This is a genomic window from Pseudomonas viridiflava (genome assembly GCF_900184295.1).
GTDB lineage: Bacteria > Pseudomonadota > Gammaproteobacteria > Pseudomonadales > Pseudomonadaceae > Aquipseudomonas > Aquipseudomonas viridiflava.
This window is the reverse complement of the sequence record NZ_LT855380.1, coordinates 964,073-985,571: the sequence shown is the minus strand read 5'-3', so window position 1 is coordinate 985,571 and position 21,499 is coordinate 964,073. Positions and strand designations below refer to the sequence as shown.

The window sequence follows — 21,499 nt, the reverse complement described above, 5'->3', positions numbered from 1 at the left end:
GCTGCCCAGGAAAGTTAGGGTGCGCGATTGTACGCAAGCCTATGATGGGTTGCAAGGGGCCGCTCGTCATACCTTGACACGCTCTACCCCGCGACCTAGCATGCGGCGCAACCTTTCCGGAGCACGTGTCGCTGATGCAACCCCAAGCCTTCTACCGCGCGGTGGCGGACGACTTTAGTGCCGTTGACGTTATCATCAAAAAGCAACTGACGTCACGCGTACCGCTGGTCTCGAAAATCGGCGACTACATCACGTCCGCTGGCGGCAAACGCCTGCGTCCCCTGCTGGTATTGCTGTGTGGCAAGGCGCTGGGCCGCGAAGGCGACGATGTGCGCCTGCTGGCCGCCACCATCGAATTCCTGCACACCGCCACCCTGCTGCATGACGACGTCGTCGACATGTCCGGCATGCGTCGTGGGCGCTCGACGGCCAACGCTTTGTGGGGCAATGCGCCAAGCGTGCTGGTCGGCGACTTCCTTTATTCGCGCTCCTTCGAAATGATGGTCGAACTCGGCTCGATGGATGTGATGAGAATCCTGTCCAAGGCCACGCGCGTCATCGCCGAAGGCGAAGTGCTGCAATTGTCCAAGGTTCGCGACGCCAGCACCACTGAAGAAACTTACATGGAAGTGATTCGCGGCAAGACAGCCATGCTGTTCGAAGCCTCGACCCACAGCGCTGCGGCACTGTGCAGCGCCTCTGCCGAACAGACCGAAGCATTGCGTACCTTTGGCGATCATCTGGGTGTTGCCTTCCAACTGGTGGATGACCTGCTGGACTACCGTGGCGACGCCGAGACATTGGGCAAGAACGTCGGCGATGATCTGGCCGAAGGCAAACCTACCCTGCCGCTGATCTACACCATGCGCGAAGGCACGCCCGAGCAGGCTGCCCTGGTTCGTCAGGCCATTCAGAAAGGCGGCCTGGAAGATCTGGAAAGCATCCGCAACGCCGTCGAAAGCGCCGGAGCCCTGGATTACACCGCACAACTGGCCCGTGACTACGCCGCCAAGGCCATCGCCTGCCTGGACGCCCTGCCGCCCAGCGAGTACCGCGATGCGCTGGTCGAACTGAGCGAGTTTGCAGTCGCACGTACGCATTGATTGCATCAGCAATACAAAGAAGCCCGTCCTTGTGACGGGCTTTTTGTTGCACTGATCGCTGCTCAGAGCGCGAGCGCAATCATCCCCCCCCCTGATCGTCCATCACGCTCCGCGCTCGTCGTTATACACAAGTCTGCCTCGACACTGATCGTGCCCATCGCGTGAGGAACGATCAGAGTGATCTCAGGCACGCCGATCATGCCAATGCCTGTGCTCAGCGTTATACCCGAGTCTTGATGCGACCACGGACTGTGGGAGGCGGCTTGCCAGCGATGGCGTCAGTTCAGTCACTGATAGGTCGCTTCAGAAAAGCATCGCCGGCAAGCCGCCTCCCACGGGGTATGCATTCATTCAGTCACTTTCGTTTTGACCTCCGTTTTGCGCGTCTTGCGGACTTGTGTATCACGACGAGCGCAGAGCATAAGCACGATCGCCATCGTTCACTGACCTACATCAACCGCCCGGCAAAAAATGAGAATTAATCTCAATAGAGTCTTGCTATTATCCCAATAAGAATTATTCTCATCAAACCGATACAGGAGATGGAACATGACTTATTTGATCGATGCATGGCTGGACCGCCCACACCCGTATCTGCGAATTCTTCATCGGGAAACCGGGGAAGTGTGTGCCGTACTGGAAGAGGAAGCGCTTGAGGAGTTGCGTGATCAGGGTGATCTGGATGTCTACAGCCTCAGTTCCAGCGAGCCGGTGGTGCTCAAGGAGCTGGTGCGCAATCTGTTTCTGTTCTGTTATGCGCGGGCATTGCGCCCGATAGGCGAGTTGCACTGAGCATGAAGCATCAGCACAACCCCGTTGCTGAACGGATCAAGACGACTCGTTCAGCAACCTTGCGTACCGCCTGAAGCCGTTACAGAACGGCCAGCAGTTCCACGTCGAACACCAGCACGCTGTGCGGTGCGATGCTGCCAACGCCCTGAGCGCCGTAAGCCAGCTCGCTCGGCACGTACAGACGCCATTTGCTGCCGGTGTTCATCAGTTGCAGCGCCTCGGTCCAGCCAGCGATCACGCCGCCGACCGGAAATTCGGCAGGCTCGCCACGATCGTACGAGCTGTCGAACACGGTGCCATCGATCAGCGTGCCGTGGTAGTGAGTGCGAACCTGATCTTCACGCGTCGGCTTTGGACCCGTGCCAGCGGTCAGGACTTCAAACTGCAGACCCGAGGCCAATGTGGTTACGCCTTCACGCTTGGCGTTTTCAGCCAGGTAAGCCAGACCGGCACCTGCGGCTTTCTCGGCCTTGGCAGCTGCCTCAGCCTGCATGATTTCGCGGATGACCTTGAAACTGGCGGACATTTCTTCCTGACCTACGCGGCTCGGCAGACCGTTGAACGCATCGGTCAGGCCCGCCAGGATGGCGTCCAGGTTGACGCCCGGCGGCGGGTTGTCGCGCAGTTGGTCGCCCAACTGACGGCCAATGCCGTAGCTGACGCGTGTTTCGTCGGTGGACAGATTGACTTCGGACATGACGCTGCTCCGCAGAGGGGCGCGCTGTCGACGGACATGAAAACCAGCCTGGCAATCATGACCCGTTCGGTGGCACCCCGAACCAAAAGGGCAGCCAGCCTAGCACAATTGACCTGACAGGCCCTACCGCCGCGGCGAAGCGCTACGTTGCGTCAGGACCAGGATGAGTGAAAGGAGATCGGCATGCGCATCTCGGAACGGTCATTGACCGGCATACCGCACAGCTCGTCATGCACCACGCAGTGGACCAGATAGAACGGCACCACTGGCAGGTTCTTGAGCAGGTCGCGTGCGTGTTCGACCGAGCGCAGGTGCAGGATCTTGCCCGCCTGATCCTTGAGCAACCCTGAGCTGCCGTTCATCAGCACCTCCAGTAGGTAAATGCCGCCCTCGATCGAGATCAGATTCAGCTCATTGACCCGGCCAGCCTGGGCATGGTCGGTAAATTCCTGATAATTCATGATCGAACCTCTTTCGTCGTTTGCTGAAAGCATCGCAACGGACTTTTTACAGCACGTCGAAACAACAATCCAGAAACGAAACCGCCCGCCCCTCGCTCGGATTCAAGCGCGGGGCAGGCGGATATGAGCCTGAAGCAGTCGTGGGGTTACTGCTTGGTCATCTTGTCCAGTTTGGTCAGCTTGTCCAGATAACCCATCGCAAACGCCGAGATAACGAAGGTCATGTGGATGATCACGTACCACATCAGGTATTCGGTCTTGATGTTGGTGGCGTCCATGAATACGCGCAGCAGGTGGATGGACGAAATCGCCACGATGGACGCTGCGACTTTCATCTTCAGCGACGAGGAATCCATGGTGCCCAGCCAGTTGAGCTTTTCCTTGTCCTCATCGATATCCAGCTGCGAAACGAAGTTCTCGTAGCCGGAAATCATCACCATGACCAACAGACCGCCCACCAGCGCCATATCGATCAGCGACAGCAGCACCAGGATCAGATCGGCTTCGGCCAGACTGAAGATGTTGGGAAGGACATGAAAGATTTCCTGAAAGAACTTCAGGCAGAGCGCCAGCAACCCAAGGGACAAACCGAAATAGATCGGCGCCAGCAACCAGCGCGATGCATACATGGCATTTTCGAAGAAACGTTCCATTGAGACTCGCAAGTGTTGTGGAAAAAGACGCGCGAGTATATCAGCGGGAACGGACGGCTCTAGGTGTGCGACAAAATAACGCAGAAATCACGGGCTAGAACTTGAACGGAGAAGAACGCTGATAGCGGGACAGGTCGCCGTTGAGCCGACGCAACTCAGCCTGCATGTGCAGCGTCCAGATGGGCACATCATCAGCCGGACGATAACCGCCCAGCAGCAGGTTTTCGGCAATACTCTCGAGAATGGACTGGGCAGCAGCCAGACTGGTGAACGGTCCCTGGGAGCGGAGCGCGGAAGGTTGCTCGCCGGACATTCCTGCGGCGAACAGCAGCATCCACAGGCCATCCTCGCCGGACATCGGCCGGATGACGCATTCGATTCGGGTGATAAGCCCGAGGCATTCACGGTTGAGGCAGAGGCTGCGCGGCATGGCGAGCTCCTTGTCAGCAGCGGTATCACCCTCCTCCACAGCAGGAAAATGTGCCAGTCCATTTGGCCACCACGATCAACTGACAGGATAGAAGAAAAGTGAGGCTGCGAAAACGGGCCTGATGAACGGGCACCGGATGCTCGGAAGAACACCCGGCGCCGCTCAAGATGACATCAGACCTTGAGTTCAGGTTGCAACTGGGCAGGCTCCTTTTCCAGCTCTTCTTTCAGGTCTTCATCGCTGAGCATTTCGGCGATGTCGCGCAGCCGCTCGACCACGCGGGCATTGACGCTGCCTTCGGGGAATTCGCCCTGCTCGTCCGGCGCACCGGCCGGCTCGCCGACCAGCAGGCTCAAGGCTTCATCGGCCTGACGCACCGCATAGATATGGAACTGACCGTCACGTACGGCCTGCACCACGCGCTCATCAAGCATCAGCGTGGTCACGTTGGCGTGCGGGATGATTGCGCCCTGCTCGCCCGTCAGACCGCGTGCCTCGCAAAGCCGGAAGAAGCCTTCGATCTTCTCGTTGACCCCGCCGACCGCCTGCACTTCACCAAACTGGTTGATGGAACCGGTGATCGCGAAACACTGCTTGAGCGGCGTGCGCGACAGAGCGGAAATCAGCGTACACACCTCGCCCAGCGAGGCACTGTCGCCATCGACGTAACCGTACGATTGCTCCAGAGCGATGCTGGCCGAGATCGCCAGCGGGAATTCCTGTGCATAACGGCTGCCCAGATAACCGGTCAGAATCATCACGCCCTTGGAGTGAATCGGCTGACCGAGGTTGACCTCACGCTCGATATCGACGATGCCGCTGCCACCCGGATAAACGGTCGCGGAAATACGCGCCGGCACGCCGAACGCCGAATCACCGACTTCCAGAACTGTCAGTCCATTGCACTTGCCAACGGCTGCTCCGTCGGTGTCGATCAGAATGACACCGGCCATCATGTCGTCGAGAATCCGTGCCGAAACGCGTCCGGTGCGCGTGGCCTTGGCCTTCAGCGCACGTTCGATGTGACCTGCGTCGGTTTTGTCGTCGCTCGCCAGCTGGCGAATGAAGTCTGCTTCGCTGACCAGTTGGAAGAGATCGCCAATGCGCGCCGACAAACGCCCCTGGTGCTCGGCGAGCCGCGCACTGTAGGTCGCAAGCCGCGCAACGGCGTCAGCGGTCAAGGGCGCCATGCCTTCTTCCGAGGTGCGGGTTTTCAGCAATTGGGCGAATTGCTCGAGGGTTTCGTCGACCATCGGAATTTCTTCGTCGAAGTCGACCAGCACCCGGAACATCTCCTGGAAGTCCGGGTCCAGGTCCTGCAGCGTGTAGTACAGCGAACGCGAACCGATGATGACGATCTTGACGTTCCACGGAATGACCTGCGGCGTCAGGGTCACGGTTGCGACACGGCCCAACTCGCCCAGCGGCGATTCCATTTTCAGCTTGCGCGACTGCAGGGTGCGCTTGAGCGCGTCCCATACGAACGGCTCGCTGAGCATCTTTTCCGCTTCCAGAATCAGGAAGCCGCCATTGGCACGGTGCAGTGCGCCCGGACGCAACTGCCGATAGGTCGTATAGAGCGCGCCCTGATCGGTGCTGTATTCGATACGACCAAACAGGTTGTCGTAGGTCGGATGCGGCTCGAACACCACCGGTGCGCCGCCATCGTGAGTGTGGCCGACCACCAGGCTCGGACTGTATTGCTCTTCAAGCAGCTTGCGGGCCTGAGCGTCGGTCTTGCTGTCATCGACCAGTTGCTCGACCAGCGTCTTGAGCAGGTAAACCTGCATCGCCTGCAGATAAGCGCAGACGGCGGCGTTCTCGGCGTACTTTTCCGACAGCGGTGCCAGCAAAGGCTGCAGGGTCAGGGTGATGGTTTCTTCGTTGAGCTGACGCAGTTGGTTGTTCGACTCGCGCTTCCACTGCGGCAGGCTTGCAAGTTCTTCGTTCAGACGCTCTTCAAGCGCAGAAATATCTTCATGAAAACGCTCGCGATCCGCTTCCGGCAGTTGCGAGAACTCGGCTTCGTCCAGCGCCTTGCCATCGGCCATTGGCGTGAAGGCGATGTTGCTGCTGTCGCGGTACAGCGCGATGTCCTTTTCCAGCGACAGGCGCTCGATCACGTCCAGGGCACGGTCGTAGCGCTGATTGAAGGCACGATCGATCGAACTCTTCTTCTGCTGATACGAGGGGTGCTCGAACACCGCCGGGAAGGTGACCAGCAGGTTATCGATCAGGCCGCCGATGTCGGCAATGAAGGATTGCGCGCTGCCCGGCGGCAGCTCCAGCGCACGCGGCTCGCGAGGCTCGTCGAAATTGTTCACGTAAACCCAGTCCGACGGCGTCTGCATACGCTTGCCTTCGGCCTTGAGGTAGCGCTTCACGAACGAGAACCGGCCGGTGCCGGGTTCGCCCATGACAAATACGTTGTAACCGGGACGCGGCATCGCGACCCCGAACTGCAAGGCTTCTACCGCTCGCTCCTGGCCGAGCACACCGCGAAAGGGTTCCAGATCGTTGGTGGTCGAAAAGCTGAACTGCTCAGCGGAAAACGGACGGGTCAGCGCGTGGGGCGCCAGGCGTAGGTTGGCTGCGACAGAATCGGGCATCAGTGTTCCTTACATCAGGCGGGGCAGATGCAGGCATTCTGGCGCTCGCTGCACACGACTTGCAAGACAGGCTTTCAAGGCCAGAGACGTCTTGAAGATTTTCACTTCCATGAAAGACGCTTCATGTGCAATAAAAAAAGCGGTTTTACGCAATATTCTGCAATAGCTCACGGAACCCTTGGAACCTGCCTAAACTCAAAACTGCGCGGATGGCTCAAAATGGCCGTCCGGCTTGGTGTGACACGAAAGAAACTCGACCCTTGGCTGACCATAAAGAGAAAAAAGCTATGAAACGGATTCTTCTAGGAACGCTCTTCGCCGCTGTATCCATCAACGCCATGGCCCAAGCGCCAGGCGGTCCGGACTGCGGTTGGGGCAACATGCTGTTTGAAGGTCAACGCGGCACTCCCGCTCACTTCCTGGCTTCCACTACCAACGGTACTTCGGGCAACGCCACCTTCGGCATGACGTCCGGCACCAACGGCTGCTCTACCAACAGTGCTCTGACTTATGGCGGCAAATCCTGGCTGGCCATGAACGGCATGATGGATGAGCTCTCCAAAGACATGGCCATGGGCCAGGGCGAAGCACTGACCACCTACGCGGTCGTGCTGGGCGTCGCACCGGAAGATCGTGCGCGTTTCGCCTCTGTCACTCACGAGCACTTCTCGCAAATCTTCAGCAAGGCTGACGCCACTGCCGAAGACGTTCACGCCAACACCGTCAACGTTCTGAAAAACGATCCAACCCTGGCCAAGTACGCTACCCAGGCTTAAAGTCGTTCGCCCGCCCCTCTTCATGAGGGGCGGGACTCTTCTCCCTGACTAGTTGCCCTCTATGCTCAAACGTCTTGTCTTGCTGGCGCTGTTTGTCTGTGCCCCCTTGTCTGCCGCCCCGCGTGTGGCTGCCGACCGTTTGCAGCAACTGGCCAACGAGCCATTCTGGATTTCACTGGGCCACTACGAGGCTGGCAAGCTCGGCGGCTGGCGCAGTTACGTTGACGACCCCAAATTCTTTCTCGCGGCTGATGGCGCGCATGACCCCAAGGCTGAACTGAGCGCGACGCTCGACGCCATTTATGCGCCCATCACCAACGAACAGACCCACGCACAGTGCGTTTACCCTGCAAGGACCCGCTGGCTGCGCGATCAGTTGAAACTGACCGACCTGCCGGTGCTGGACTGCAAGGAATTCAAGACCTGGTACAAGGATGTGGCCCCGGACAGCACCGTGCTGATCTTTCCGGCGGCCTACCTAAACAGTCCGTCTTCCATGTTCGGCCACACGCTGCTGCGCATCGATCCGGCCAGCGCCAAGGCAAACAACACCACGCTGCTGAGTTACGCGATCAACTTCGGTGCCTACATCGAAGGCATGGACAACAGCATCCTGTATGCCTGGAAAGGTCTGATGGGCGGCTATCCCGGCCTGTTCGCGCTGGTGCCGTATCAGGAAAAACTGTCGGAATACCGCAGCCTGGAAAACCGCGATCTGTGGGAATACCGACTCAACCTGACGCCCGAGGAAACCGGGCGCATGGTCGAGCATGTCTGGGAACTGAAGCAGATTCGCTTCAGCTACTTCTTCTTCGACGAAAACTGCTCGTATCGCCTGCTGGAGCTGTTGCAGGTCGCGCGCCCCGGCCTGCACCTGACCGAACAGTTCGGATTGACGGCCATTCCGACCGACACGGTCAAAGCCATCAAGGCCGCGGGACTGGTTGAAAGCATTGATTACCGCCCCTCTCGCGAACGCGAACTGCTGAGCCGTGCCGAACCGCTGAACGCTGACGAACAACAGTGGGTGCTGAAAGTCAGCGCTGACCAGAAGCAACTGCAGGACCCGCAGTATCTGGCACAGCCCAAAGAGCGTCGCGCGTTGATTCAGGACGCTGCCTATCGCCTCGAACGCTATCGTGCCAACGGCCTGGAGCGTGACGCAGCGCGCTCCCAGCGCAGTTTCGAACTGTTGCAGGCCATCAACCAGAACCCGCCGCCGCAGCTGGACATCCAGCGCCCCGGTTTGCCGGAAGACGGACATGAGTCACGCACCTGGCAGCTGGGCGTGGGCACACGCGGCGACCGGGCGTTCGGTGAGTACGGCCTGCGCATGGCGTATCACGACCTGAACGACAACGCCTACGGCTTCCCGCTCGGCGCTCAGATCGAGATCCTGCAGCTCAAGGTGCGTCAGTACGAAGGCAACGACTGGCAGGTCCAGCAACTTGATCTGGCCACGATTCGTTCACTGACACCCCGTACCGAACTGCTCAAGCCGTGGTCATGGCAAGTCACAGGCGGCCTTGAACGTGTGCTGGGCAAGCATGGCGATGAAAATCTGGTCAGCCACGTCAACGGCGGCGCGGGCGGCACCTGGCAACTGGGCGAAGAGGTATTGGGCTTTGCGCTAGGCACAGTGCGTGTCGAGCACAACAATGACTTTTCGGAATTCATCTCGCCAGCCGCGGGTTTCAACACCGGCCTGCTGTGGCGCAACCCGCTGGGCAACCTGAGCCTGGAAGCCAAGGGCGATTACTTCACCAACGGCGAAGTACGCCGCAGCGTCAGCCTCAACCAGCAGTGGGAACTCTCCCGCAACGTAGGCCTGCGCCTGAGCGCCCAACGCGAATTCAGCCAGATGAGCTCGCCACAGAACGAATTGATGCTTGAGGTGAAGTGGTATCACTATTGATATCACTGGCGAAAACGATATGAGCGTCTGTGGGAGCCGTGAAAAACTGCAGCGCAACCGTCAGACCAGCGATCCGGCCTGAGTCATTCAGCAGATAGCGAAGCGACACTACACATTCCCCACGTCGTTTTTACAAATAACTCACACATTCGCTTCTAGACTCTCCTCATACGTAGAGGAAACCATCATGAAGCTGCATTGGGTGTTGTTGTCGCTGGCCATCGGGCTGGCGGGTTGTCAGTCCGCCCGTGATCAAATGCTGGCTGAAGGTTATCCGCCCGGCTTCGCCGACGGGTATCAGGACGGATGTGGCAGCGGCAAGGCGGCGGCAGGTGCGTTCACCGGGGAGTTCAAGAAAAACGTACCGCGCTACCTCAAGGACAAGCTCTACGCAGAAGGCTGGGGCGATGGTTTTCGCCAGTGTCAGGCCTCTCAGGAAAATCGCAGCCGCTTCGATCCGGGGCAGATCTTCAATGATCGCGACCGCGACTGGGAGCGGGAAAAGACCCGCAGCGCCGCAAAAGCCTACCGCCCGAACTGATTGGCACGTCGCAGCCGGCATTTCAACGAAACCAATCACGCCTCACCGTGGCCCAAACCCAATTGAGGGAGGACACTTCATGAGTCGCGCATTTGTAAACGAAGACAACGCCGCCGCCGATGCCAACCAGCCGGTGGAGCGAACGGTCAGCGAACAGCCCAATTACGTGACTGCTCACGGCCTGGTATTGCTGCAACAGCACGTAAGCGATCTTCAGGCGCAGCACAGCGCCCAGACGGCGCTGGGCGACAATGCCGACAAGCAGCGTCTGGCAGACCTGGAGCGAGACCTGCGTTACTTCAACCAGCGCCTGCAAAGCGCACAGGTGGTCACGCCCGCCCTTTCAACCGAGAAGGTGCAGATTGGCAGTTGGGTGACATTTGCCGATGAAGACGACCGCCAGCAACGTGTGCAACTGGTGGGTGAAGATCAGGCCGATGCGGCCAATGGGTTGATCAACTGGGGTTCGCCACTGGGCCGCGCGTTGCTGGGTGCGCAGTTGGGCGACGAGGTGTTGTGGAAACGACCGGCGGGCGATCAGGTGATCGAGGTCGTACTGATCGAAACGGACAAAGGCTGAGACAGCAGGAGCGCCAAAGACGACGCTCCTGCTGTATCCGGGTTACGCCAGCTTCTTGTGACGTACACGGTGCGGCTGGGCAGCGGCATCGCCAAGACGCTTTTTACGGTCAGCTTCGTATTCGGTGTAGTTGCCTTCGAAGAATACGGCTTGCGAGTCGTCTTCGTACGCCAGAATGTGGGTCGCCACACGGTCAAGGAACCACCGATCGTGGGAGATCACAATGGCCGCGCCCGGGAAGTCCAGCAGTGCTTCTTCCAGCGAACGCAGGGTTTCAACGTCGAGGTCGTTGGACGGTTCGTCGAGCAGCAGCACGTTGCCGCCCTCTTTCAGGGTCAACGCCAGGTGCAGACGACCGCGTTCACCACCGGACAGGTCCTTGACGAACTTCTGTTGGTCGCCGCCCTTGAAGTTGAAACGGCCGACATAGGTGCGCGACGGGATTTCATAGTTGCCGATACGGATCACGTCCGAACCATCCGAAACCGCCTGGAACACCGACTTGCTGCCGTCCAGATCGTCACGGCTCTGGTCAACGCAGGCCAGTTGCACGGTTTCACCGATTTCGATGCTGCCCGAATCCGGCTGTTCCTTACCCATCAGCATGCGGAACAGGGTCGATTTACCGGCACCGTTACCACCGATCACGCCAACGATGGCGCCTTTGGGCATGGCGAATGACAGGTTGTCGATCAGGACGCGATCGCCATAGCCTTTGGTGACGTTCTTGAACTCGATGACCTTGTCGCCGAGGCGCGGACCAGCCGGGATGTAGATCTCGTTGGTTTCGCTGCGCTTCTGGAATTCCTGCGACTGCATTTCTTCGAAGCGTTGCAGACGGGCCTTGGATTTTGACTGACGCGCCTTGGCACCTTTGCGAACCCATTCCAGCTCGTCTTTCATGGCCTTTTCATGGGCCGACTGCTGCTTGGATTCCTGGGCCAGACGATCGGACTTGGCTTCAAGCCAGCCCGAATAGTTGCCTTCGTAAGGAATACCGGCGCCGCGGTCGAGTTCCAGAATCCAGCCCGCGACGTTGTCCAGGAAGTAACGGTCGTGCGTAATCGCAACCACGGTGCCCGGGAAGTCGTGCAGGAAGTGCTCCAGCCAGGCGACGGAATCGGCGTCCAGGTGGTTGGTCGGTTCGTCGAGCAGCAGCATGTCGGGAGCGGACAGCAGCAGACGGCACAGGGCGACACGACGCTTCTCACCGCCGGACAATACGGAAATCTTTGCATCCCACGCAGGCAGACGCAGCGCATCGGCGGCGACTTCCAGCTGACGCTCCAGGTTGTGACCGTCGCTGGCCTGCAGGATGGCTTCGAGCTTGGCCTGTTCAGCGGCCAGCTTGTCGAAGTCGGCATCCGGGTCGGCGTATTCGGCGTAGACCTGGTCCAGACGCGCCTGGGCGTCCTTGATGACGCTGACCGCCTCTTCGACCACTTCACGCACAGTCTTGGTGGGATCGAGTTGCGGTTCCTGCGGCAGATAACCTACGTTCAGATCAGGCATCGGGCGCGCTTCGCCGTCGAACTCGGTGTCGACACCCGCCATGATTTTCAACAGCGTGGACTTGCCCGAACCGTTGAGGCCCAGCACGCCGATCTTGGCGCCCGGGAAGAAAGAGAGGGAGATGTTCTTGAGGATTTCCCGCTTCGGCGGCACAACTTTGCTCAGCCGATGCATGGTGAAGACGTATTGAGCCATGGAATGAAAACCTGGTGTCTGTGATAAGGACCGATCTGGGACGCGAGCTTAAAGCCCCGACCGAAAAAAAGCTTTTATTTGTCTTTCAGACTTGCCGCATGAGCGTTCCACGCCTTGAATCAGAACAGGCAATGAGCAGACTCGTGTGCCTGGGCAGCTATGAAGCTGGGTCTTGTTTGCACACAGTGGAGTCACTCATGCAGGAGTCGGGCTGTAATCGCGCGTTGCGCAAAGCTACCCGAATGCGGCCTGCAGGGCAAACCATCCGGCCCGGCGGGACTGGCACTCTGCCACAACTCAAGGCATGCTAGCCGCCCTTTTGGGTGGCCAGCTTATATTGCATAGTGCATCGCTGCTTCAGTCCAGTAGTCAGGAACAACGACTTGCCCACATCAACGACCTCTTCGCCATCGAGTACCGCCAAAAACAGTACGGTCAGGCCTGTGCGCGGCTCACTGAAGGGTGTGCTGGCGGCGTTGGTGTTGCTGATGATCGCGCTGCTGCTCTGGCAACTCATCGAACAGTTTCATCAGACCCAGGAACGCCAGCGCCAGCGCAGCCTCGACTACGCGACACAGCTTTGCGACCGGATCAGTCTGAACATGGCGCTCAACGCCCAGATTGCGATGAATCTGCTGGAGGAAATCAAGGCAGGCGAAGACAACCCCGATCAGGCCACGCCACTGAGCGCATTGCGCTCAGCCTTGCCGGCATTACGCAGCGTCGTCAGCCTCGCCCCCAATGGAGACGTGATCAGAGACAGCGCCGACATGAGCAGCGACGCCACGCTGTTGAGAAGTGCGCTCAAACAAGCCATCGGGCGTCCGTTCTACTACACCAGCAATGACGACGGCTCACAGATCTATCTGCTATTGCGCCAGAGCGCAGGCTCGAACGGCAACTACTGGGCCGTGCGCATGGTGCCCGATGCACTCAAAGGCTTCATTCAGCAGCCGACGCAGGATTTCCAGCATCTGTGGCGGTTGGAAAAACGTGGCACCCAGCAGGTGATTCTGCGCGAGGTGATGCCTGACAACGTGACAGACACCGGCCATGCAGAGACCGTTCTGCTCCAGCCCTTGGGCAACAGCGACTGGCAGCTGCGAGGGCTTTTCGACGCGCACAAGGCACGCCAGGATTTGCTCGCGCCACTCGTGGGCAAATGCATCATTGGCCTGCTGTTTTCAATCCTGCCGCTCATCGCGCTCATGAGCCTGCGCGGCAGGCAGCGTCAGCTGCTGGAAAGCCGCCGCCGCTATCGCGATATTTTCGAAGGGGCTGGCGTTGCGATCTGTGTGCTGGACATGTCCAGCCTGCCAGGGCGCCTGGAAACCCTGCAGATCAATACCTGCGAAGACCTCGACCTGCTGTTGAAAAACCAGCCCGGTCTGCTTGATCGCCTGTTGCAACAGCTGCGCATCAACGAGGTGAACGACGTTGCTCTGGGCCTGCTGAACGTCGAATGCGGTGAGCAGGCATGGCAGCAATTGATCGAAGGCGAGTCGCGCACGCGGCCCGGCATCGGCATTCAAGTGATCCGCGCAGTGCTCGACAAACAGCCACGCCTGGAACTGGAAATCCGCCGCACCCGGGAGGACGGCCAGGATCAGCACCTGTGGCTGGTGCTCAGGCTGCCGGAAAGCCCCGCCGACTTCGACGCGGTCATTCTCAGCATTGGCGATATCACCAGCCGCAAACAGATCGAACTGTCGTTGCTGGACCGTGAAAGCTTCTGGTCCGACGTGGTCCGCACCGTGCCGGATCACCTCTATGTGCAAGATGTGCTCAGCCAGCGGATGATCTACAGCAACCACCATCTGGGGCAGACGCTGGGTTACAGCAAATCGGAACTGCACGGGATGGGTGAGTTCTTCTGGGAAATCCTGCTCCATCCGGAAGACGCGAAACCCTATCAGGACATGCGTCTGCGCCAGCGTCATCACGGGCACAACGAACTGCTGCAATGTGTCCTGCGCTTCCGTGACCGCGACAACCAGTGGCGCTGCTTCGACATTCGCGAACAGGCGCTGGCGCGGGATAACCAGGATCTGGTGACACGCATCATCGGCGTCGCCAAGGACATCACCGATCAGGTCACGTCCAGCCAGTCCTTGCGTGACAGTGAACAGCGTTATCGGATGCTCGCCGAGAGCATCAGTGATGTGATCTTCTCCACGGACAATCAGCTCGAGCCCAATTACGTGAGCCCCTCGGTTCAGAGCGTGCTGGGCTACACCGCCGACTGGATTCTCGCTCACGGCTGGGGCGTGACGGTTGCCAACCCGCAACAACTGACAGGGTTCGACGCGCTGATCCGGAATATCCGCAAGGTGCTCAACAAACCGGAAGAACTGGCGAAGCTGCGCAACGACACAACGCCGCGTCTGTTTGTGTTCGATTGTCTGCGGGCCGACGGCCGCAAGGTACCGGTCGAACTGCGCATGGTGCTGGTCTGGGACGAGCACGACAATTTCGAGGGGCTTCTCGGGGTTGGCCGCGACATCAGCCAGCAGCGCCGCGCGGAAAAAGACCTGCGCATGGCTGCCACCGTATTCGAACACTCCACGTCGGCCATTCTAATCACCGATCCTGCGGGCTACATCGTGCAGGCCAACGAAGCCTTCACGCGAGTCAGCGGCTACGAAGTCGCTCAGGTGCTCGATCAACTGCCCGGCATGCTGACAGTGGAAGCGGAACAGGAAGCGCACCTGCGCTACGTCATCAGGCAACTCAACCAGAGCGGCACCTGGGAGGGCGAGGTCAGGCTCAAGCGTCGCAACGGCGAGCATTACCCGGCGTGGGTCGGCATCACTGCGGTGGTGGACGATGAAGGCGATCTGGCAAGCTACGTGTGCTTCTTCAGTGATATCAGTGAGCGCAAGGCCAGCGAAGAACGCATCCATCGCCTGGCCTACTACGATGCCCTGACCCACCTGCCCAACCGCACGCTGTTCCAGGACCGCCTGCATTCGGCGCTGCAGCAGGCCGAGCGGCAACAGGCTTGGGTTGTGCTGATGTTCCTCGATCTGGACCGTTTCAAACCGATCAACGACTCCCTGGGCCATGCTGCGGGGGATCGCATGCTCCAGGAGATGGCCACGCGTCTGCTGGCTTGCGTCACAGACGATGACACGGTGGCACGCATGGGCGGCGATGAGTTCACCCTGTTGCTGCAACCGGGTCCGACGCGGGAAAGCGCCCTGAACCGCGCCATTCACGTCGCCGAGAAGATCCTCAACAGTCTGGTAACCCCCTTCGTGCTGGAGGGACGTGAGTTCTTCGTGACCGCCAGTATCGGTATCGCCCTGAGCCCGCAGGACGGCGATGAGCTGAGCCAGTTGATGAAGAACGCCGACACGGCGATGTATCACGCCAAGGAACGCGGCAAGAACAATTTCCAGTTCTATCAGGCCGACATGAACGCCTCGGCGCTGGAGCGTCTGGAGCTGGAAAGCGACCTGCGTCACGCGCTGGAGCAGCAGGAATTCACGCTGTATTACCAGCCGCAGTTCAGCGGCGATGGCAAACGCCTGACCGGGACCGAGGCCTTGCTGCGCTGGCGCCATCCCCGCCGTGGTCTGGTGCCGCCGAACGACTTCATTCCGGTGCTTGAAGAACTGGGGCTGGTGGTGGAGGTCGGTGACTGGGTACTGACCGAAGCCTGCAGCCAGTTGAAGAAATGGCATCAGGCGAAAGTCCGCGTGCCGAAAGTGTCCGTGAACATCTCGGCCCGGCAGTTCTCTGACGGTCAGCTTGGCAAACGCATCGCCAGCATTCTGCACACCATCGGCTTGCCTCCGGCGTGCCTGGAACTGGAACTGACCGAAAGCATCCTGATGCGCGAGGTCAACGAAGCCATGCAGATACTCGACGGGCTGAAGAATCTGGGGCTGAGCATTGCGGTGGATGACTTCGGTACGGGGTACTCGTCGCTGAACTACCTCAAGCAGTTCCCCATCGATGTATTGAAGATCGACCGCACCTTCGTCGACGGCCTGCCTTCCGGCGAACAGGACGCACAGATCGCTCGTGCGATCATCGCCATGGCCCACAGCCTGAACCTGGCGGTCATCGCCGAAGGCGTGGAAACCCAGGAGCAACTGGACTTCCTGCGCGAACACGGCTGCGACGAAGTACAAGGCTACCTCTTCGGCCGCCCGATGCCCGCCAGCCAGTTCGAAGCGCAATTCAGCAACGATGCGTTGTTCATGCTGGATTGAGAGGGACTGCAGACCCTGCGCGACAGCGCTACGTCGAAGACGTGGTGGCGCCTCCCACAGTCCTGTGTCTGCTTCACGACAGCGCTATGTCCACGGGCACGTGGTCAGCCAGCCAGACCTGTTTCAGTTCGGTGTAGTGCCAGAGCATGGCAACCCTCAGCCCGACCCAAGCTGCACCCCATTCATCCGGCACATGACTGCCTTTCATATGCCAGATAAAACCCGATGGGTTAGAATGCCCCCCTTTTCCGCCATGCCCCCTTGAGGACTGCCATGTTCAGCCGTGATTTGACTCTCGCGAAGTACGACGCCGATCTGTTTGCCGCCATGGAGCAAGAAGCTCTGCGTCAGGAAGAACACATCGAGCTGATTGCCTCGGAAAACTACACCAGTCCGGCCGTCATGGAAGCTCAGGGCTCGGTCCTGACCAACAAGTACGCCGAAGGCTACCCAGGCAAGCGCTACTACGGCGGCTGTGAATACGTCGACGTGATCGAGCAACTGGCCATCGACCGTGCCAAGGAACTGTTCGGCGCCGATTACGCCAACGTTCAGCCACACGCCGGTTCGCAAGCCAACTCCGCTGTGTACCTGGCATTGCTGCAGGGCGGCGACACCATTCTGGGCATGAGCCTGGCCCACGGTGGTCACCTGACCCACGGCGCCAGCGTTTCGTCCTCCGGCAAGCTGTACAACGCTGTGCAGTACGGCATCGACGCCAACGGCATGATCGACTACGACGAAGTCGAGCGTCTGGCCGTCGAGCACAAGCCGAAAATGATCGTGGCCGGTTTCTCTGCCTACTCGCAGATCCTGGATTTCCCACGCTTCCGCGCCATCGCTGACAAGGTCGGTGCCTACCTGTTCGTCGACATGGCCCACGTGGCCGGTCTGGTCGCCGCTGGTGTCTACCCGAACCCGGTGCCGTTCGCCGACGTCGTGACCACCACCACTCACAAGACCCTGCGCGGTCCACGTGGCGGCCTGATCCTGGCTCGCGCCAACGCCGACATCGAGAAGAAGCTGAATTCGGCCGTATTCCCGGGTTCGCAGGGCGGCCCGCTGGAGCACGTCATCGCGGCCAAGGCCGTGTGCTTCAAGGAAGCGCTGCAGCCTGAGTTCAAGGCTTACCAGCAGCAAGTGGTCAAGAACGCCAAGGCCATGGCCGGTGTGTTCATCGAGCGCGGTTTCGACGTGGTTTCCGGCGGTACTGAAAACCACCTGTTCCTGCTGTCGCTGATCAAGCAGGACATCTCCGGTAAAGATGCCGACGCTGCCCTGGGCCGCGCCTTCATCACCGTCAACAAGAACTCCGTACCGAACGACCCACGCTCACCGTTCGTCACCTCCGGCCTGCGCTTCGGCACCCCGGCTGTGACCACTCGCGGCTTCAAGGAAGCAGAGTGCAAGGAACTGGCTGGCTGGATCTGCGACATCCTGGCTGACCTGAACAACGAAGCCGTGATCGACGCGGTTCGCGAGAAGGTCAAGGCCATCTGCGCCAAGCTGCCAGTCTACGGCGCTTGATCCGCATCGTCTGACGCAGTAACTCAAAGCCCCGACTCGAAAGAGCCGGGGCTTTTTTGTGACACCGTTGCACAGAGCCCACCGACTGATCGGGAGACGATCCATGAAGCTGTTGCGCACCCTTTCGATAAGCCTGCCGATGCTGCTCATGCTGTTTGCGGGGGCCATCGTGATCGACGGGCTGTCCGACACCGCCAAAACCAGCGACGCCGCCATCGTCCTCGGCTCGCAAGTGCTCCCGGACGGGACGCCGTCCGATCGACTGCGAGCCAGGCTCGACAGGGCTGAAGAGCTCTACCGACAGGGATTGGTTCGCCACATCATCGTCAGCGGCGGCACAGGCAAGGAAGGCTTCAGCGAAGCGGCCGTCATGGCAGACTATCTTGTTGACCACGGCAAGATTGCGCGGGAAGCGATCCTGCTGGACGAACAGGGAAACACCACCCGAGACACCGCCATCAACAGCGCCGGGATCATGAAAGGCAAAGGCTTCACCAGCGCAGTCGTGGTCACTCAATACTTTCACGTCACCCGCAGCCAGTACGCCCTGAAGCAGGCCGGGGTCATGCAGGTCTCGACTGCTCACGCGCGTTATTTCGAATGGCGCGACCTGTACTCCATCGCCCGTGAAGTGGTGGCGCTGCCCGCCTACTGGTGGGCAGCCAGCACCTGATCAGGCCAGTAGGCCTGGAGAGCGATCTCAGCCCACCATCGCCTCGAACCCGGCCCGAATCTTCTCCTCCGGCAATTCGTCGGCGATGAACACGATGACGCTTTCGCGCGTCTCGCCCCTCCTTGAAACATCACAAAATCGGCAGAGTGATATGCGCCCGCCGCAGGTGTCAGCAGAACATAGAGTTGCTTATCGGGAAGCCGAGTAAAACAAGATATTTCTTACAGAGGAAATACACCACTATCCGCTGGACACGGATCTGTCTGACATACATGAAAATTTTCCAGTGAAAGAATGGCTGTCTTGGCGGTTATTTTTTCCTCTTGGTGAGATCAACCGCTGCTCAAACCGAAAAATTCCAATTAGCGGATGCAGCATGAACTCGACAGCCAATCGCCATAGCAATTATCAAACCTTGATACGTCTGGCAGAAACCAACTGGGATGAGGCAGACAAGCTAAAGCTATCCAGTCTCCACGTAACTGTAAAAGACGACAACTATCTGCACGATCAATTCGGAAGGTCGTTTTATCATTTTTGCACAACGTCCTATTTAGGTTTGGACTATCACCCGGCACTGCTCGACGGCGCGATTCAAGCACTCCAGAAAACCGGTACGTTGCGCATAGCCAATTCACGAAACCGCTGTCAACTATCTAACTTGGCTGAGTATGAAACCGAGCTGTCAGAATGGCTCAACGCACATTGCCATGTCACTTTATCCTGCAGTGCAGCCAGCGCAGGCATATTGCCTCTACTTTCGTCAGGCGCCTTTACCGACGGCCGGGTTCCCACCATGGTTTTTGACAGGCATGCGCACTATTCAATGAACCACATGAAGGCGGCGTGCGCAGGTGAAGCGACGGTTTTGACAGTAAGCCATAACAACATGGAGCAACTTGAGACGTTATGCAAAGCACATGACAGGGTTGCTTATGTTGCCGATGGCGTCTATAGCATGGGTGGCATGGCAGACATAGAAAGCCTGATTTATTTGAAAGAGAAATACGGGCTATTTCTGTACCTTGACGATTCGCATGCCATTTCCGCGTTAGGAGTAGGAGGAACAGGCTACGCACGGTCTAAGCTCGACGAGCTTGATGAGAACACCATCATCGTGGCGTCACTCGGTAAGGCATTTGGCGCAAGTGGTGGCGTAGCGATGTTAGGCAACGACCGCCAGAAAAAACTGATTCATCGATACGGAGGACCCAGCAATTGGTCTCAAAGTCTTAACATTGCAGCCATCGGCGCAGGGAGGGCTTCAATAGCGTTGCACCGCAATGGCGAAGTTGAAAAACTGCAGCGGAAGCTACAGCACAACATTCAATATTTTGATTCCATCATTAACACAGAACAGAAAGGCAGCAGATCGGCCATTCGCCTCATCCAGTGTTCCAGTGCAGAGGTTGCAAATCGGATTGCAGCCGAACTGGCCAACAAAGGTTTTTTTACGTCAGCGGTATTCTTCCCAGTTGTAGCGCAAGATAAACCTGCAATACGTATTACGCTCAGATCAGACATGACACACATCTTGATCAGTGACTTTTGCAAAGGCCTGACCGAAGCGCTTGGCACAGCAGAGTTCAATCAGCCTGCAACCCAATAAAAACATCATCCCCATGAAAATCGAAAGTCGCCTGCTGGTACCCTGCCTGGCCGTACTGGTTGCACAGTCAGGAATAACGCTGCATCTGCCGTCCCTGCCGTCGATAGCAAAGACTTTCAATGCACCCGATTATTTTTCGGCTCTGACGCTGTCAAGTTTTCTGATTGGCATGGGTTTGCCGATGTTGTTATGGGGCAAGCTGGCTGCATGTCTGGGCAGTCGGAGGACGCTGGTTTGGGCGTTGATGGTTTTTTCAGTTGGCAGTGCAGGTACCGCGCTGTCGATAGACATGACAACGTTCCTGATGTGCCGTGTGGTTCAAGGCATTGCAGCAGGTGGGATTTCAGTCATGGCCCGCGTGTTATTGCGCGATAGCCACAGCGCTGAACAACTGCCGCGCGCATTCAGCTGGCTCTCTATCTGCTTTGTCTTGTCACTGGGTATGGCGCAGTTCGCGGGCGCTGTACTGGACGCGATCTGGGACTGGAGAGCGATATTTATCGCTAGTGCCGTAGCGGGTGCGCTCTCGATAATTCCAGTCAGGTTATTCGTAAAAGTCATTTCGTCCAGAAGGACAGACTTTCGACCGGACGACTCGTACAGGGTACTGATTCGGGACTTGCGATTCATGAGTCCGGTGCTTGCAGGCGGACTGGGGTATGGAGTGGTTGTCCTTTTTGGTGCGAGCGCGCCCGCCATATTTCAGCTGCACTTCAACTGGACGGTACTTGAATACGGCTGGATCGGCTGGCCCATCAGTGGTGCCTATTTGCTGGGCGCACTTTCGGTCCGTTGGCTGATCGCGACACACAGCCAGCAAGAGGGTTTGCTGACTGGATTGAAATGTTTGATGGCGGGTGCCTTAGTGATGGGTGCCGGACAGCTGATTTACCCTGCGTCGGGCGTTGCGCTCTGGCTGCCTTACTGCCTGCTGCTGGCGGGTCAGGGGGCTGTATATCCTCTTTCCCAGTCTCTTGCCAGCCAGAACGCCCCTGTAAAAGGCCCCCACGCCATGGCGTTGATCGGTTTCATTCACCAGGCGATGGCCGCCTGCTGTGCACTGATCGCCAGCTTACTGCCGAAGGGCGATCCCGCACCTTTCACACTGGCATGCATTGCGCTTTCGGCAATGGCTTTGACGGTGTACTGGCTGAGTGAGCGCAGGAGCCGATCTTGAGAGAGACTCAAGACCGGCTGAGCCTAAAA

Annotated in this window: 18 protein-coding genes; 11 read left to right on the top strand and 7 right to left on the bottom strand. The window is 58.7% G+C overall.

The window, feature by feature from the left end:
- The first annotated feature begins 134 nt into the window (after positions 1-134).
- Together CFBP1590_RS04750 and CFBP1590_RS04745 are read left to right on the top strand one after the other, a co-directional pair.
- The gene (locus tag CFBP1590_RS04750) at positions 135-1,103 is read left to right on the top strand and encodes a polyprenyl synthetase family protein (protein ID WP_029243818.1); all 969 of its coding nucleotides are present in this window, start codon (positions 135-137) and stop codon (positions 1,101-1,103) included.
- A 549-nt stretch (positions 1,104-1,652) separates the two neighbouring features.
- Entirely contained in the window at positions 1,653-1,895 is a 243-nt protein-coding gene (locus CFBP1590_RS04745; protein WP_004884051.1) for a PA4570 family protein, read from the top strand.
- Positions 1,896-1,974: 79 nt separating this feature from the next.
- Here the strand turns inward: CFBP1590_RS04745 and bamJ are convergent, their stop codons facing one another.
- The 5 genes from bamJ to CFBP1590_RS04720 all read right to left on the bottom strand — a co-directional run bounded on the left by bamJ (position 1,975) and on the right by CFBP1590_RS04720 (position 6,745).
- Positions 1,975-2,592: a BamJ family beta-barrel-assembly machinery protein gene (gene bamJ, locus CFBP1590_RS04740; RefSeq protein WP_004884050.1), complete on the bottom strand. Its 618-nt coding sequence runs from the start codon at positions 2,590-2,592 to the stop codon at positions 1,975-1,977.
- A gap of 152 nt (positions 2,593-2,744) precedes the next feature.
- Positions 2,745-3,053 carry a DUF6482 family protein gene (locus CFBP1590_RS04735; RefSeq protein ID WP_025995630.1) on the bottom strand — a complete coding sequence of 103 codons (309 nt, stop codon included), beginning with the start codon at positions 3,051-3,053 and terminating at the stop codon, positions 2,745-2,747.
- 146 nt (positions 3,054-3,199) lie between these two features.
- Positions 3,200-3,706 (bottom strand): TIGR00645 family protein, encoded by a 507-nt coding sequence (locus CFBP1590_RS04730; RefSeq protein WP_004884048.1) that lies wholly within the window; start codon positions 3,704-3,706, stop codon positions 3,200-3,202.
- Between the two features lie 94 nt (positions 3,707-3,800).
- Positions 3,801-4,136 (bottom strand): PA4575 family protein, encoded by a 336-nt coding sequence (locus CFBP1590_RS04725; RefSeq protein WP_025995631.1) that lies wholly within the window; start codon positions 4,134-4,136, stop codon positions 3,801-3,803.
- Between the two features lie 173 nt (positions 4,137-4,309).
- Entirely contained in the window at positions 4,310-6,745 is a 2,436-nt protein-coding gene (locus tag CFBP1590_RS04720; protein WP_029243817.1) for a Lon protease family protein, read from the bottom strand.
- A gap of 287 nt (positions 6,746-7,032) precedes the next feature.
- Between CFBP1590_RS04720 and CFBP1590_RS04715 the strand changes: the two genes are divergently transcribed.
- The 4 genes from CFBP1590_RS04715 to CFBP1590_RS04700 all read left to right on the top strand — a co-directional run bounded on the left by CFBP1590_RS04715 (position 7,033) and on the right by CFBP1590_RS04700 (position 10,557).
- On the top strand, positions 7,033-7,521 hold the full coding sequence (locus CFBP1590_RS04715; RefSeq protein ID WP_004884045.1) for a DUF3015 domain-containing protein: 489 nt from the start codon (positions 7,033-7,035) through the stop codon (positions 7,519-7,521).
- Positions 7,522-7,582: 61 nt separating this feature from the next.
- A complete protein-coding gene (locus CFBP1590_RS04710) occupies positions 7,583-9,436 on the top strand; it encodes an Lnb N-terminal periplasmic domain-containing protein (protein ID WP_088234558.1) in 1,854 nt (617 codons plus the stop codon).
- Between the two features lie 187 nt (positions 9,437-9,623).
- On the top strand, positions 9,624-9,977 hold the full coding sequence (locus CFBP1590_RS04705; protein WP_004884043.1) for a hypothetical protein: 354 nt from the start codon (positions 9,624-9,626) through the stop codon (positions 9,975-9,977).
- 79 nt (positions 9,978-10,056) lie between these two features.
- A complete protein-coding gene (locus tag CFBP1590_RS04700; RefSeq protein ID WP_029243815.1) occupies positions 10,057-10,557 on the top strand; it encodes a GreA/GreB family elongation factor in 501 nt (166 codons plus the stop codon).
- A gap of 42 nt (positions 10,558-10,599) precedes the next feature.
- Here CFBP1590_RS04700 and ettA read toward each other — a convergent pair whose 3' ends face one another.
- Complete coding sequence (gene ettA / locus CFBP1590_RS04695; RefSeq protein ID WP_004884041.1) at positions 10,600-12,264, bottom strand: energy-dependent translational throttle protein EttA; 1,665 nt, start codon at positions 12,262-12,264, stop codon at positions 10,600-10,602.
- A gap of 383 nt (positions 12,265-12,647) precedes the next feature.
- Here ettA and CFBP1590_RS04690 point away from each other — a divergent pair, with 383 nt between their 5' ends.
- Entirely contained in the window at positions 12,648-16,484 is a 3,837-nt protein-coding gene (locus CFBP1590_RS04690; protein ID WP_032664198.1) for a sensor domain-containing protein, read from the top strand.
- 73 nt (positions 16,485-16,557) lie between these two features.
- Here the strand turns inward: CFBP1590_RS04690 and CFBP1590_RS28250 are convergent, their stop codons facing one another.
- Positions 16,558-16,692 carry a hypothetical protein gene (locus CFBP1590_RS28250; RefSeq protein ID WP_257013857.1) on the bottom strand — a complete coding sequence of 45 codons (135 nt, stop codon included), beginning with the start codon at positions 16,690-16,692 and terminating at the stop codon, positions 16,558-16,560.
- A 65-nt stretch (positions 16,693-16,757) separates the two neighbouring features.
- On the opposite strand from CFBP1590_RS28250, the gene glyA reads away from it, so the two are divergent.
- The 4 genes from glyA (at position 16,758) to CFBP1590_RS04670 (ending at position 21,470) form a co-directional block, all read left to right on the top strand.
- Complete coding sequence (glyA, locus tag CFBP1590_RS04685; protein ID WP_004884032.1) at positions 16,758-18,011, top strand: serine hydroxymethyltransferase; 1,254 nt, start codon at positions 16,758-16,760, stop codon at positions 18,009-18,011.
- 103 nt (positions 18,012-18,114) lie between these two features.
- The gene (locus tag CFBP1590_RS04680; protein WP_029243812.1) at positions 18,115-18,684 is read left to right on the top strand and encodes a YdcF family protein; all 570 of its coding nucleotides are present in this window, start codon (positions 18,115-18,117) and stop codon (positions 18,682-18,684) included.
- Positions 18,685-19,060: 376 nt separating this feature from the next.
- Positions 19,061-20,293 carry an aminotransferase class I/II-fold pyridoxal phosphate-dependent enzyme gene (locus CFBP1590_RS04675; RefSeq protein WP_032664196.1) on the top strand — a complete coding sequence of 411 codons (1,233 nt, stop codon included), beginning with the start codon at positions 19,061-19,063 and terminating at the stop codon, positions 20,291-20,293.
- Between the two features lie 13 nt (positions 20,294-20,306).
- Entirely contained in the window at positions 20,307-21,470 is a 1,164-nt protein-coding gene (locus CFBP1590_RS04670) for an MFS transporter (protein ID WP_050575457.1), read from the top strand.
- Positions 21,471-21,499: the final 29 nt, after the last annotated feature.